Genomic DNA, 13,713 nt, shown 5'->3' with positions numbered 1-13,713 from the left:
GTGCGCTGTTTACTTCCTCCGGCCGAGCGATTCGAGCAGCTCGATGGCTTCTGCGTAACGCTCCGGAAAAGGCGTCTCCAGGATTCCTATGGTGTTGACGAACCGTGGATCCTTCATGAGGCGGCGGAAAGGCGTGAGCCCGATCGCTCCCTTGCCCACCTCCTCATGGCGGTCCACCCGGCAGCCCAGGGGCTTCTTGCTGTCGTTGAGGTGGATACAGTGGACCCGCTCCAGGCCCACCGCCCGGTCGCACGCGCTCATCACCTCATCGTAACCGTCGTCCGTCGACAGGTCGTACCCGGCCGCGAACAGATGGCAGGTGTCCAGACAGATGCCCAGGCGCCCCGCCTCCTTCGTCCGGGAGAGGATCTCCGTCAGGTGCTCGAAGCGCCACCCGAGGCAGTTGCCCTGGCCGGCCGTCACCTCCAAGCAGATGCGCGACTGGAAGCGCGGCGTGCGGGCGTGCACCTCGTCCAGGCCCTGGGCGATCAACTCGAGCCCTCGCTGCGCGTCCGGGTGCCCGCCAGGATGGAGGATGAGGGAGGGGATGCCGAGGCGCTCGCAGCGGGTGAGCTCCTCGACGACGCAGTCGAGCGACTTCTCCCGCTGGAGGGGCGCCTCCGTGCCGAGGTTCACCAGGTAGCTGCCGTGCGCCACCACCGGCAGCCCCGTGCGCCGCACCTCCTCGCGGAAGGCGTGGCACTCCTCGTCGGTCAGGGGCGGGGCCTTCCAGCCCCGTGCGTTCTTCGTGAAGACCTGCAGGCTGCGCGCGCCATGCTCCTCGGCTCGCGCCAGGGCCCGGCTCACGCCTCCGGCGATGGATTCGTGAGCCCCGACCCGCACAGGCTAGTTGATGGCCTTGTAACGACGGCCCAGGTCCTTGAAGTACTTCACGCCGTTGTCGAGCGAGTTCTCGATGGCATCCATCAACAGGGTGCGGAACACGCCCTCGGCCCCGCGCAGGGACTCGTAGTAGCGCTGACGATCGATGGAGTGGATGATCGCCGGCATGTACCCGTTCCGGATGAGCACGAGGTTGGTGAGCATCCGGCCGACCTTCCCGCTGTTCTCCGTGAAGGGGAAGATCTGCATGAACTTGTGCTGGGCCACCGCCGCCTGCTTGATGGGGTGGAACTCGCGGAACTCGGCGCTGCCGGTGTAGTCCACGAGCTTCTCCAGCATGGGCTGGATCTTCGCCGGCTGGGCGATCTCGTGGAAGTAGGTGCGGTGCAGGGGCATGTCCTTGCGGTAGCCGCTGCGATCGCGCTCCTTGGCCAGCTCCTTCTCCGTGCGCTCCCGCCGCTCGATGTTGGCGCGCGTCGCCTGCGCCTCGGGGGTGCTGCCGCACAGCAGGTCGTGGATGCGCTTGATGGTGGTCAGCGTGATCTGCGTCTGCTTCTTGCCGTTGGCCGCGGCATCCTCGCGCAGGTAGTCACACGCGGCCTTGTGGTTGCGGATCTCCAGCACCACGGGGATCATCGCCGGGTCCATGTTGGCCCGCTCGGGGAACAACGCCGACACCAGCTCCTGTTGGGTGTACACCGTCCCCTCGAGTGCCGCGTCGTGGTAGATCCACGACATCTCGAACTTCTCGAGGAAGTCCCGGGACTTGTCCTTGAAGATGCCAAGGTAGTCGCGCAGGGACTCGTTCTTCTCGTCGATATCTTGGTAGCGTTCCTTCACGGACGTGACGCTCCTTCGCACCGGCTCCCGGCTTGGCCGGCGGGTCAGACCAGAAGAGCCGGACCGGCGGGGACAACGGACTCGGGATTGTAGAAATTCCAGGCGTTTAGGACAATTAAAACGCTACGTGTGTTGAACTTCTACAAGCTGACCAGGAAGACCTCGCACGCCTGGTCGAGCAGATCCTTGGACAGTGCCGGAGGAATCTGCCGGTAGCGGGCGGCGTCCTTGATGAGCTGTACGAGGTCGCGCGGGTGGCAGGCGCGCATCTGCATGCTCCTCGGCTTGTAGTAGTGCTCGATGAGGTAGGTGACGGCCTGGTCCACGTAGGGGATGCCCGCCGCCTCGCACACCCGGGAGAAGATCTCCCGGTAGGTCTCCTCGTCCGGGTTGGTGACCTCGATCTTGTACTTGATGCGCCGCAGGAAGGCCTCGTCCACCAGCTCCTTGGGATCCAGGTTGGTGGAGAAGACCAGGAGCTGATCGAAGGGGATCTCGAACTTCTTGCCCGTGTGGAGGGTGAGGAAGTCGACCCGCTTCTCCAGGGGGACGATCCACCGGTTGAGCAGGTCCGTGGGGTGGACCTTCTGGCGGCCGAAGTCGTCGATGAGGAGCATCCCGCCGTTGGCCTTCACCTGGAAGGGGGCCTCGTAGAAGCGCGCCGTGGGCGAGTAGATGAGATCCAACGTCTCCAGCGTCAGCTCACCGCCCACCACCACGGCCGGACGTCGGCAGAGCAGCCAGCGGTTGTCCATCTCGAAGGTCTGCCGACGCCCCGCGGCATCGCGCTCGGACTCGAGCGGGACGGCGGTGTGGTTGAGGATGTCGAAGACCTTGATGATCTGGTTGTCGATCTCCAGGCAGTGGGGGATGAAGACCTCGCCGCCGAACATGCGGCTGATGGCCTCGGCGAGGCTCGTCTTGCCGTTGCCCGGCGGGCCGTAGAGGAAGAGCGAGCGGCTGGAGTTCACCGCCGGCCCCAGCTTGTCCATCAGGTCCGCGGAGACGGTGAGGTGGGACAGGCCCATCACCAGATCCTCGCGGCTGATGACGGGGTTCTCCTCCTGCTGCGCGGTGATGAGGGCGTTGTACTGCTCGATGGGGACGGGGGCGGGGCCCACGTAGGTGCTGCGCTCGATGGCGCCGCGCGCGTACTCGCGGCCCTTCTCGGTGAGCACGAAGTCCACCGAGGCGCGTCCGAAGCCCTTGCCGCCCCGCAGGTCCACGAGCTTCTCGGCGGTGAGGAAGTCCACCACGCGCTCGATGACGCCGGGCCAGGGCAGCCGCAGCTCCTGGGCGATGTCCATGCCCGTGCCCGTGCCCGAGTAGTACAGGTAGCGCAGGGCGATGTCCGACAGGAGCCCGATCTTCAGCCCCGTCTCCTCCAGCGACTTGGGCTCCGGAGGAGCGACGTCGAGGATGGTCGGGTTCTCGAGGTTGAATGGATTGGGGGTGGCGGCGTACTCGAGGCGCATCGGCTCCTGGTTCTAGCCGATCCGCCCCTTTTCCGGCACATCTCTCGACTCCCTGCTCGCTCAGGGGTCAGACGTAGGTGAGCCACTCGGCGTAGCGCGGCTCCTGGCCCCGGACGGTGCGGAAGTAGGTCTCCTGCACGAACTGGGTGATGGGACCGGGCTTGCCGGTGCCCACCTGGCGGTTGTCCACCTCGCGCACCGGGGTGATCTCCGCGGCGGTGCCGGTGAAGAAGACCTCGTTGCAGATGTAGAGGGCGTCGCGGGTGAACGTCACCTCCTCCACCTCGCGGCCGGAGTCGCGCAGGATGTGCAGCACCGTGTCGCGGGTGATGCCGTCGAGGATGGGCGAGGAGAGGGGCGGCGTCTTGATGATGCCCTTCTTGTTGACGAGGAAGATGTTCTCGCCAGAGGCCTCGGCCACGAAGCCGCTGATGTCCAGGAGGATGGCCTCGTCATAGCCGGCGAGCACGGCCTCGCGCTTGGCGAGGATGGAGTTGACGTACTGGCCGGAGATCTTCCCGCGCACCATGTTCACGTTGACGTGCATGCGGGTGAAGGAGCTCACCTTGCCGCGGATGCCCTCGCGGATGCCCTTGTCGCCGAGGTACGCGCCCCAGTCCCAGGCGGTGACGGCCACGCGGGTGGGGTTGATGGCGCCCAGGCCCATGGCGCCGTCCCCCATGAAGGCGATGGGACGCAGGTAGGCCCCATTGGCGAAGTGCTCGCGCTGCTCGCGCAGCAGCTCCAGGCACGCCTCCATCAGCTCCTCCACCGTGTAGGGAAGCTTCATCATCACGATGTGGGCCGAGTCGAGCAGGCGCTGGATGTGCTCGCGCAGGCGGAACACCGCGAGCCGGCCGTCGTGCGTGCGGTAGGCTCGGATGCCCTCGAAGACGCCCAGCCCGTAGTGCAGGGCGTGGGTCATCACGTGCACCTGGCCTTCCTCCCATTTGACCAGCTTGCCATCGAGCCAGATCTGGTCGGAGCGCAGGACGCCGGAGGAGGTGGAGCTCATGCGGGGAGCCTCTTTGTCGGGAAGGGAGAAGACCTCGGGGCGGATTCTCCCAGGAGATGCTTTCGATTCAAAGCATTTCGGTCAGCCCAGGTGCGGAAGTGGCGCGAGCATCCGCGTCAGCAACGGCATCTCCGCGCCGAGCTGCTTGCGGCCCAGGTGCATGGCCTTGGTGGCGAGCTGCACCGAGGGCACCAGCTCCAGGGGCGAGAGGGTGGGGCCGAAGCGCTTCACGAGGTGCGCGTAGGGGAGGTTGGGCGCCACCGTCATCGCCGCGAGCCGTTGCAGCGGCAGCCAGAAGGGCGTGCTGAGGCGGGGCGAGAAGCCGTCCAGCCCGAGCATGAAGACGTTGCGCGTGCCGATGTTGCCGTGGTGCACCGCCTTCCAGGCCGCCTTCACCGGGAGGTTGTCCACCAGCCCTCCGTCGATGAGCCGGAAGATGCCCTGCTCCTCCATCAGCCCGTCCAACAGGCCGCGCATGTGCGCGTCGTCGCGCAACACGTCGTAGTGGATGACGCCGGGCAGCGCCGAGGAGAAGCCCGCCGCGTCGATCGCATCGAAGTCGGCCGTCGTCGCGTCCGCGCCCAGGTGGAGCTTCACCATGATCTCCGGCCGGGTGAAGAACTCGGCCAGCGTGCCCATCACCGCCTGGATGCGGCGCGCCACGCCCGCGGGGCTGAGCAGGCTCACCGGGCTCGTGCCCAGCAGGCGCTCGTAGTACTCGAGCGGGCGCGGCAGCATCCCCCGCCGGATGCCTCCCACCGCGATGAGGATGGGCACCGGCAGGTCCTTCAGCCGCATGCCGCCCTCCTGGCCCGCCGGCCCCGCGTTGAAGTAGCGGCCCAGCCCCGCGCGCAGGAACAGGCGCAGCGCCGCCGGCAGCCCGTAGCGGTTCTCCGTGGAGATGAACCGGAAGAGCTTCCGCCAGGACAGGTTGCGGATGATGCCCACCAGCTCCGACTCGTCGAAGCGCGCCATCCGCGAGCGCATCAACATCAGGATGGCGCCCAGGGAGCTTCCCGCCAGCAGCGACGGCTTGAGGCCGTGCTCGTCCAGCAGGCTCATCACCCCCATGTACACGTAGGCCGTGCCCCCGCCGCCGCCGGCCACCACCACCAGCGACTTGTGGCGCAGCTCGCGGTGGAGGACGTCCTCGGGCACTTGCCCGTGCAGGCGGTGGACGAGCTCGTCGCGCAGCTTCAGGGTGGGGCCGCGCAGGTCTCGCACGTGCGGCACGAGCTGGTCGCGGGTGAGCCGGCGGGCACCGAGCAGCAACGGGCCGAGCCGCCGCGAGACGTCCTCGCGGAAGGGGGCGGTCCAGGTCTCCACGGAGTGGTCATGGCCCTCGTGGCGGAGTTTGTAGAGGCGCGCCAGGGAGAGCGCGGTGCGCAGGACCGTCTCCTCGCGCGAGTCCAGCAGCGACGGCGAGTCCATCGCCGCGCGGACCAGGGCCAGCTCCATCTCTTCGAACGGCCGGAGGATTTGGAAGCGTTGCTTCAGCAGCACGGGCGGGGGGACCCAGACTCAACGAGAGGCGCGAAGCACCCGAGCATATACGTCCCGCACGCGCACGGCACAGGCGCGATAGTGGGCGAGGAACGTTTCTCCCGGCTCGGTGCCGAGCACGCCCAGCCGGCGCGCGAGCTGCGCCAGGGGCCGCCCGCTGGTGGGCATGTGGGCCAGGGAGCTGGCGTGGAGGAGCCGCAGCCGGTTCTCCACCCGGCGCAGGAAGAGGTAGCCCTGGCGGAGCGTCTCGGCGTCCTCGGGGGAGAGGCAACCCTCGGCCTGGAGGCCCTCCAGCGCCGCGAGCGTGTTGGTGCTCCGCACCCGGGGGTGCTCCCGGCCGTGCACCAGTTGCAGGTACTGGACGGTGAACTCCACGTCCACCAGTCCGCCCTGGCCCAGCTTCGGGTTGAGCTGCTGCGCGTTCTCCTGGGCCAGCTCGCGCTCCATGCGCGTGCGCAGCCGGTCGATCTCCGCCGCCGTGTCCGGGGGCAGGGGACGCTCGTAGACGAGGGGAGCGAGGACTGTCTCCCGCAGTGCCTGGAAGCGCGTGGCGTCCCCCGCGGCCGGGCGGGCCTTGATGAGCGCCTGGCGCTCCCACGGTTGCGCCCGCTTCTGGTGGTGCTCGCGCAGGGTGTCCTGGCTCACCACCAGCGCTCCCTGGTTTCCCGAGGGCCTCAGCCGCGCGTCGATCTTGTAGAGGTGGCCCTCGCGCAGCTGCACCTGGAGCAGCGTCATCAGCCGCTGCACCGTCTTGGCGAAGTACTCGTGGTGGGTGAGGGTGCCTCGGTGGCCCCCGCTCGTCTCCCCCTGGCCGTTGCCGCTGTAGACGAAGATGAGGTCCAGGTCCGAGTGGTAGCCCAGCTCGTACCCGCCCAGCTTGCCCATGGCGATGACCACCAGCCCCTCGCGCTGCCCGTTCGCGTCGAGGGGTTGGCCGTAGCGCTCGCGCTGCTCCTGCAGCGCCAGGAAGAGGCACTCGTCGAGGATGGCGTCCGCCACCGCCGTGAGCTGCTCGGCCACCTCCGGCACCGACAGGTCCCCGCTGATGTCGTTGAGCCCGATACGCAGCAGCTCCTCGTTCTTGAAGCGCGGCATCGCCGCGTGCTTCGCCTCCGCGTCCGTGTGCCGCCCCAGCCGCGCCCCCAGCTCCTGCCGGAGCCGCTCGGGGGACTTCAGCGCCTCGTCGAGCTGCGCCTGCACCAGCGCGTCCAGCAGCTCCGGGTGCCGCAGGAAGATGCGCGAGAGGTAGTCGCTCTGCCCGAAGAGGTTGAAGAGGCGGCGGCTCGCCCTCGGCATGCTCGTCAGCAGCGCCAGGTAGCCCTCGGGTTGGTGCAGCCGCGAGAGGAAGTCCGAGAAGTGCAGCAGCGCCTGGTCCGGATCCGGCGTCTGGGCCAGCTCCGACAGCAGGCGCACCGCCTTCACGCCCGAGCCCCCGTCCACGAAGGGCGAGTGGGGCACCCGCGCCAGCCGCTCCAACTCCCCCAGGGCCCGCTCGGGGTGCTCGAAGCCCCGCTTCTCCAGGGCCGCCTGGCGCTCCTCCGGCGACACGTCCGGGTCCAGTGCGAGCGCCAGGAGGGGCTCGTCGGGGACCTCGTCCCGCGCCGTCTGGCCCAGCAGCGTGTTGAAGGCCCCCAGGACGAAGCGCCGGTGCCGCTCCAGCTCGGCGTGGAAGGCGTCCCAGTCCGGGTACCCGAGCGAGGTGGCCAGCCGGCGCCGCTCACGCTCGCCCGTGGGCAGCGCCTGCGTCTGCCGCTCCTCCAGCATCTGGAGGCGGTTCTCCACCCGCCGCAGGAAGGCGTAGGCCTCCTCGAGCGCGTCCGCGTCCGGGCCCGACACGAAGCCCGCTCGCTCCAGCTTGCGCAGGGCCCGCATCGTCCTCGGCTCGCGCAGGGTGCGATCCTTGCCTCCCTGCAACAACTGGAGCGCGTTGACGAAGAACTCCACCTCGCGGATGCCCCCGGGCCCCAGCTTCACGTCATCCGCGCTCGCCTTGCCGCGCAGGTCGATCCGCGCCTTCATGTCGCGCAGGCCGTCCACCGCCGACAGGTCCAGGCTGCGCCGCCAGATGAAAGGGCCCAGCTCGCTCAGCAGCTCCTCCGCGAGCGTCGCGTCTCCCGCCACCGCCCGGGCCTTGAGCAGCGCCGCCCGCTCCCACATGCGCCCGAACGTCTCGTAGTACGCCAGCGACGCCGGCAGCGAGAGGACCATGGCCCCGGCGCGTCCCTGCGGGCGCAGGTTCAGGTCCACCCGGTAGCAGAAGCCCTCCGCCGTCACCTTCGTGAGCGCCTGCGTCACCGCCTCGCCCAGCCGGGTGAAGTACTGCACGTTGGGCAGCGCGCCCGCCGTGCCTCCCGTGGTGTGCCCGTCCGCCCGGTACAGGTAGATGAGGTCCACGTCCGAGCTGAAGTTGAGGTCCTCGCCTCCGAGCTTCCCCATCCCCAGGATGCAGAAGCCCGGCGTGTCCGGCGTGCCGTACTTCGCCCCCAGGGAGCGCTCCGCCCAGGCCAGCGCGGCTCCGATGAGGGCCTCGGCCAGCGCGGACTGCTCGCGGCCCAGCTCCTCCATGGGGGCGCGCAGGGCCGCGTCGCGCACCATGATCCGGAGGAACTCGCGGTACTTGTAGCGGCGCAGGCGGCGTTGCAGGCCCTCCGCGTCCGTCGGGAGTGCCCGGCGCGTGGCGGCCAGGGCCTCGCAGCGGTACTGCTCCTTCGTCTTCTCACGCGTCAGCGTCCGGGAGCCCGCGAGCCACCGCGGCAGGGCGGGACGCGTGGCCAGCAGGCGCGGGGCGAAGGTGCTCGTGTGGAAGAGCGCCGGGAGCCAGTCCAGCAGGCGCGAGAGGGTGGGCTCGGAGAGGCCCTGGAGGCCCTCGCGGCTCCGGTCGAAGGCCGCGATGAGCTCGTCGGGCTCCGAGCTCCGCTTCGCGGCCTCGTGGATCCGCTCGGCCGCGGGGCCCCCCAGTGTCGCCGCCAGCCCCGAGAGCTCCTTGGCGGCGCGCTTCGGGTTCTCGAAGCCCTCGGCTCTCAGCGACTCCTCGGTCCAGGTCATCTCGGGCCCATGGCGAGGAGCGTGGGGAGAGGGCTCAGGCCTGCGCGATCTGCGCGAGGTTGCTCTTCGCCTTCTCGATGTCTCCCTCGTGCTTCAGCACCAGGTTCAACGTGGCCGCCACCAGGTCCGCCGTCAGCGACTCCGCGTTGAGCAGCGCGAGGCTCTGCACCCAGTCCAGCGTCTCGCTGATGGACGGCGCCTTCTTCAGGTCCAGCTTCCGGATGGCCGCCACCGCCTCCACCACCTGCTCGGCCAGCGTGCTCGACACCTCGGGCATCCGCATCCGGATGATCCGCAGCTCCCGCTCCCGGTCCGGGAAGTCGATGTGCAGGTGCAGGCACCGCCGCTTCAGCGCGTCCGACAGCTCCCGGGCGTTGTTCGACGTCAGCACCACCCGCGGCACGTGCTTCGCCTTGAACGTCCCCAGCTCCGGAATCGTCACCGCGTAGTCCGACAGCACCTCCAGCAGGAAGGCCTCGAACTCCGGATCCGCCTTGTCGATCTCATCCACCAGCAGCAGCGCCGGCCGGTCCGACAGCAGCGAGCGCAGCACCGGCCTCGGCAACAGGAAGCGCTCCGAGAAGAACACCGCGTCGCTCGTCGCCAGCCGGTCCGCCGCCTCGCTCAGCGTCCCGGTGCCCTGCACCATCTCGCCGATCTTGTCCTTGAGGAGCTGGGTATAGAGGAGCTGCTTGGCGTACTCCCACTCGTAGAGCGCCTTGGCCTCGTCCAGGCCCTCGTAGCACTGCAGGCGGATGAACTCGCGCCCGAGCGACTGCGCCAGCGCCTTGGCCAGCTCCGTCTTGCCCACCCCCGCCGGGCCCTCCACCAGGATGGGCTTGTCCATCCGATCCGCCAGGAAGCTCGCCGTCGCGATCTCCGGGGAGGGCAGGTAGCCCACCTCTTCCAGGCGCTTCAGCGCGTCGTCCACGCTGCTCAGGGTGCGAACATCGGTCGAGGGGGAGGGGGTCTTCACACCTCTGAACTTAACCGAAGGTTTTTCAAGCCACTGCGGCAAAAATGCCAGAGCCGCGGCCTTTCGCCCACGTGCGTGCCGGCCGCTCTCCCTGCAAGTGGCCGGAACAACTTGCGAAATTATTTCCCCACCGTGGGCACACGACGTGCAATAGGAGCCCCCGCTTTGTCTCTGGAGGCGGCGGTCATGTCCTGGTTGTGGCGGATGATGCTGGTGGTGACGGTGGCCCTGGTGCCCGGGGCTTTCGCGCTGCTGGTGGCCTACATCGCCACACGGACCATCCGCGAGCGCTGGCAGATGGCGCGGCTCCAGTCCCATACGCAGGGGACTCGGGTGTCCATCCGCTCCGTGATCTCCACCGTCGAGCTCAGGGACCTGGTTCGTCAGGCGCGCGCCGCGCTCTAGTCACGGCGTCTTCCCTCCAACGAAGCCCGAGGGCTCCGGACGGCTTCGGCCGCGCGCGGCACGGTGGCCACGCGCGGCCGGGGAAGCACTACTTGTCCAGCTCGTCGACGAGCGACGTCCAGTCGCTCTCGTCCGCGGGGCCACCTGGACCCGTGGGGATCTGCATGACCACGGTGCGCTCGGGGGCCTCCTCCTCTTCCTCCATGACGGGCGGAGGAACAGCCGCCGCGGCCTTCTTCACGGTGTTCTTCGCGGCCGCACGGGGCGCCGCACGGCCGGGAGAAGCCGGCGCGGCGGGCGGCGCCATGGGGGTGACCTGCGTGGTGGTGGGGATGTTCTCCTCCTCCAGCGGGGTGGCCTTGGCGGACGTCTTCGCCGTCGCGATGCCGGGCGAGGAGGGGGCCTTGGTCTTGTAGCGGGCCAGCTCCAGCTCGGCGACCTTGAGGGCCTTGCTCTTCTCCTGCACCGACTGCTGCAGGCGGGCGATCTCCTGGGCCTTCAGGGCGTCGCGGCGCTCCACCTCCGCCTTCTGACGGGCGGCGATGTCCTCGAGCTCCTTGGCCTGCCGGGCCTCCAGGTCCTTGCGCTCCTTCTGGGCAGCGGCGAGCTTCGCGGCGGTCTCGGTGGTCTTGGCCTCAGCCGCGGCCACCTTGGCGTTGAGCTCCTTCTCCAGGCGGCTCCTGGCGCTCGCGGCGTTCTCCATCGCGAGCTCGAACTCCTGGATCTTCTTCGCCCGGGCGGTGAGCTGCGCCTGGACCTCCTTGAGCTTGGTGTCGGCCTCGGAGAGGCGCGTCTGGCCCTCCTGGGTGACCTGGGCGACACGGGCCTCGGAGCGGGCCAGCTTCTGGGCCAGCTCGTCCGTCGCGCGCTTGGCCTCGGAGCGCTCCTGGGCCTGGGCCTGCTGGAGCGCCTGAATCTGCGCCTGGGCCTCGGCGAGCTGAGTGGTCAGCCCCTCGCGATCCGACAGCAGCTTCGCCTGGGTGTTGCCCGCGACGCGCATCTGCTCGTCCCGTGCGGCGAGGTGCTTGCGGGCGGTGTCCAGCTCGGAGGTGAGGGTGGCGCCCTGCCGGGTGAGCTCGTCGAGCTGACGCTTCGCCTGCTCCGCGTCCTGCTGGCGGCGGGCGTCGAGCTGCTTGAGCTGCTCGGTCTTGGCGGCGACCTCGCGGGTGAGGGCCTCGCGCTGACGCTCCTTCTCCTGCGTCACCACGCTGAGCTTCTGGAGCGTGTCCGACAGCTCCTGGCTCTTGGCGGCCGAGTCCTTCTCGAGGAACTCGATGCGGCGCTGCGACTCGGTGGTGAGCGTGTTGAAGCGCTCCTCGAGCCGGTGGCGCTCGTCCTCGGACTGGGAGAGCTGGGAGCTGAGCTGGGTGACCTCGGCGACGCGGCTGCCGAGCTCCTGCTTGGTGAGGAAGAGCTGCTCCTCGAGCTCCTGGCCCTGGTCGCGCGACTGGGCGAGCTGGGCCTCCAGGTCCGCCTGGGTGGCGGTGGCCTGCTGCTGGGTCTGCGCGTGGGCGGCCTGCTCGTTGGAGAGCGCGTCGCGCGTGGCGGCGAGGTCTCCCTGCGTCTCGGCCAGGGTGTTGCGCGTCTGGCTGAGCTGCTCGGAGAGCTCCGCCTCCATGGCGGCCTTGAGGGCCTCGGTCTCGTTGAGGAGGCCGGTGACGCGGCTGATCTCCGCCTGGGCGGCGCGCAGCTCGGCCTCGCGCTCGGTGCGCTCCTGCACGGTGCGGGCGAGCTCGTCGCGGGTCTGCGTGAGCTGGTCCTGCGTGTCGGTGAGGGTGCCCTGCGTCTCGGAGAGCGTCTGGGAGGTGGCCTCCAGCTCGCCGCGCGTGGTGGCCAGGGACTCCTCGGTGGCGGAGAGGCGGCCCTGCGTGTCGGCGAGGGTGGCCTGCGTCTCGGAGAGGGCCTGGGTGGTGGCGTCCAGCTCGCCGCGCGTGGTGGAGAGCGTCTCCTCCGTCGCGGAGAGGCGGCCCTGTGTGTCGGCGAGGGTGGCCTGGGTCTCGGAGAGCGTGTTCTGCGTCTCGGAGAGCGTCTGGGTGGTGGCCTCCAGCTCGCCGCGGGTGGTGGCGAGCGTCTCCTCGGTCTGCGAGAGCGTGTTCTGCGTCTCGGAGAGCGTCTGGGTGGTGGCCTCCAGCTCGCCGCGGGTGGTGGAGAGCGTCTCCTCCGTCGCGGAGAGGCGGCCCTGCGTGTCGGCGAGGGTGGCCTGGGTCTCGGAGAGCGTGTTCTGCGTCTCGGAGAGGGTGCCCTGCGTCTCGGTGAGCGCCTGGGTGGTGGCGTCCAGCTCGCCACGGGTGCTGGCGAGGGTCTCCTCGGTGGCGGACAGACGGCCCTGCGTGTCGGCGAGGGTGGCCTGCGTCTCGGAGAGCGTGTTCTGTGTCTCGGAGAGCGTCTGGGAGGTGGCTTCCAGCTCGCCGCGCGTGGTGGCGAGGGTCTCCTCGGTGGCGGAGAGACGGCCCTGCGTGTCGGCGAGGGTGGCCTCGGTCTCGGAGAGCGTGTTCTGCGTCTCGGAGAGCGTCTGGGAGGTGGCCTCCAGCTCGCCGCGCAGGTTGGAGATCTGCGTGTCGCGGTCGGCGACGGCCTCGTTGAGGGCCTGGATCTGGCCGTTGAGGTCGGCCTCCAGCGCGTCCTTGGCGGCCTCCAGCTCGTTGCGAGCCTGGGTCATGGCCTCCAGCTCGCCGGTGAGCTCGGCCTCGCGGTCGGCCAGGTGAGCCTTGACGGCCTCGACCTCGCCCTCCAGCTCGCCCACGCGCTCCATCTGTTGCTGGATGTTGGCGTTGAGCTCGGCCTCGTGGTGCTCGTTGCGAGCGATGGTCTCCTGCAGCTCGCGCTCGAGCGCGGCCACCTTCGCGTCGCGCTCCTCGAGCCGCTGGGTGAGATCGCTCTCCAGCGCGTCCTTGTCCTGCTGGAGCTGGTCGCGATCGCCCGTCATGCGGGCCAGGTCCGACTCCAGGCCGGCGATCTGCTCGTTGAGCCGCGCCTCGAGCGCGTTGCGCTCCGCGGTGAGCCGCTGGATCTCCGCGTCCGACTGGGCGCCGTGCTCCTCGGCCGCGGTGGCGCGGGCCTCCAGGGCGCGCACGGTGGTGTCGCGCTCCTGCTCGGTCTGGGCCAGCCGCTCCTGCAGCGCTTGGAGCTCCCCGCTCAGCTCGGCGTAGCGCTGGTCGCGCTCGCTGATGGTGCGGGCCAGGTCACCCTCGAGGCCCTCGATCCGCTGGAAGCGCCGGGCCAGCTCGGCCTCGTGCGCCTGCACCGTCTCGGTGAGCTTCTGCTCTTTGACCTCGAACTCGAGCGTGACGATGTTCAGGTGCTTCTCGAGCTTGTCGTACTCGTCGCGGGCCTGCTCCAGCCCCGCGGCGCGGCGCGCCAGCTCCTCATCGCGGTGGGACACCTCGCGGCGAAGGACGTTGATGTCCTTCTCCTTGGAGGCCACCACCTCGATGAGATCCTTCTCGGAGGAGAACTTCTGCAGGAGCAGGTCGTCCACGGTGGCGCCGTGCTCGCGCTCCTTCTGGATCATCCCCTGCTGGGCCTCGTTGAAGCGCCGCAGCAGGTCATCCACCTGCATCTTCAGGCCCTGCAGCTCCACGTCCTTCTCGTGGAGCCGGTCCTCGACGGAC

The 13,713-nt window shown here is 69.4% G+C and carries 9 protein-coding genes; 1 reads left to right on the top strand and 8 read right to left on the bottom strand.

The features are described from left to right. Window positions 1-9: 9 nt before the first annotated feature. The 7 genes from VF697_RS38220 to VF697_RS38190 all read right to left on the bottom strand — a co-directional run bounded on the left by VF697_RS38220 (window position 10) and on the right by VF697_RS38190 (window position 9,697). Window positions 10-843, bottom strand: coding sequence for a deoxyribonuclease IV (locus tag VF697_RS38220; RefSeq protein ID WP_331102912.1), 834 nt, complete (start codon window positions 841-843; stop codon window positions 10-12). A gap of 3 nt (window positions 844-846) precedes the next feature. Next, complete coding sequence (locus tag VF697_RS38215; protein WP_331102911.1) at window positions 847-1,683, bottom strand: Fic family protein; 837 nt, start codon at window positions 1,681-1,683, stop codon at window positions 847-849. 140 nt (window positions 1,684-1,823) lie between these two features. Further along, a complete protein-coding gene (locus VF697_RS38210; protein WP_331102910.1) occupies window positions 1,824-3,158 on the bottom strand; it encodes an AAA family ATPase in 1,335 nt (444 codons plus the stop codon). A gap of 67 nt (window positions 3,159-3,225) precedes the next feature. Then, complete coding sequence (locus VF697_RS38205) at window positions 3,226-4,173, bottom strand: branched-chain amino acid transaminase (RefSeq protein ID WP_331102909.1); 948 nt, start codon at window positions 4,171-4,173, stop codon at window positions 3,226-3,228. An 81-nt stretch (window positions 4,174-4,254) separates the two neighbouring features. Further along, a complete protein-coding gene (locus tag VF697_RS38200; protein WP_331102908.1) occupies window positions 4,255-5,676 on the bottom strand; it encodes a patatin-like phospholipase family protein in 1,422 nt (473 codons plus the stop codon). 18 nt (window positions 5,677-5,694) lie between these two features. Then, on the bottom strand, window positions 5,695-8,721 hold the full coding sequence (gene glnE, locus VF697_RS38195) for a bifunctional [glutamate--ammonia ligase]-adenylyl-L-tyrosine phosphorylase/[glutamate--ammonia-ligase] adenylyltransferase (protein ID WP_331102907.1): 3,027 nt from the start codon (window positions 8,719-8,721) through the stop codon (window positions 5,695-5,697). Window positions 8,722-8,755: 34 nt separating this feature from the next. Further along, window positions 8,756-9,697: a MoxR family ATPase gene (locus VF697_RS38190; protein ID WP_331102906.1), complete on the bottom strand. Its 942-nt coding sequence runs from the start codon at window positions 9,695-9,697 to the stop codon at window positions 8,756-8,758. Window positions 9,698-9,883: 186 nt separating this feature from the next. Between VF697_RS38190 and VF697_RS38185 the strand changes: the two genes are divergently transcribed. Then, window positions 9,884-10,102, top strand: a complete 219-nt coding sequence (locus tag VF697_RS38185) for a hypothetical protein (RefSeq protein WP_331102905.1) — start codon at window positions 9,884-9,886, stop codon at window positions 10,100-10,102. A gap of 88 nt (window positions 10,103-10,190) precedes the next feature. Here the strand turns inward: VF697_RS38185 and VF697_RS38180 are convergent. Continuing rightward, window positions 10,191-13,713 (bottom strand): hypothetical protein (locus VF697_RS38180; RefSeq protein WP_331102904.1); only part of this gene is annotated, 3,523 nt, incomplete at its 5' end.

It is taken from the genome of Archangium sp. (assembly GCF_036388035.1).
In the GTDB taxonomy this organism is placed as follows: domain Bacteria; phylum Myxococcota; class Myxococcia; order Myxococcales; family Myxococcaceae; genus Archangium.
Note: the sequence above shows the minus strand (reverse complement) of the source record. Positions and strands in the feature narration are given on the sequence as shown.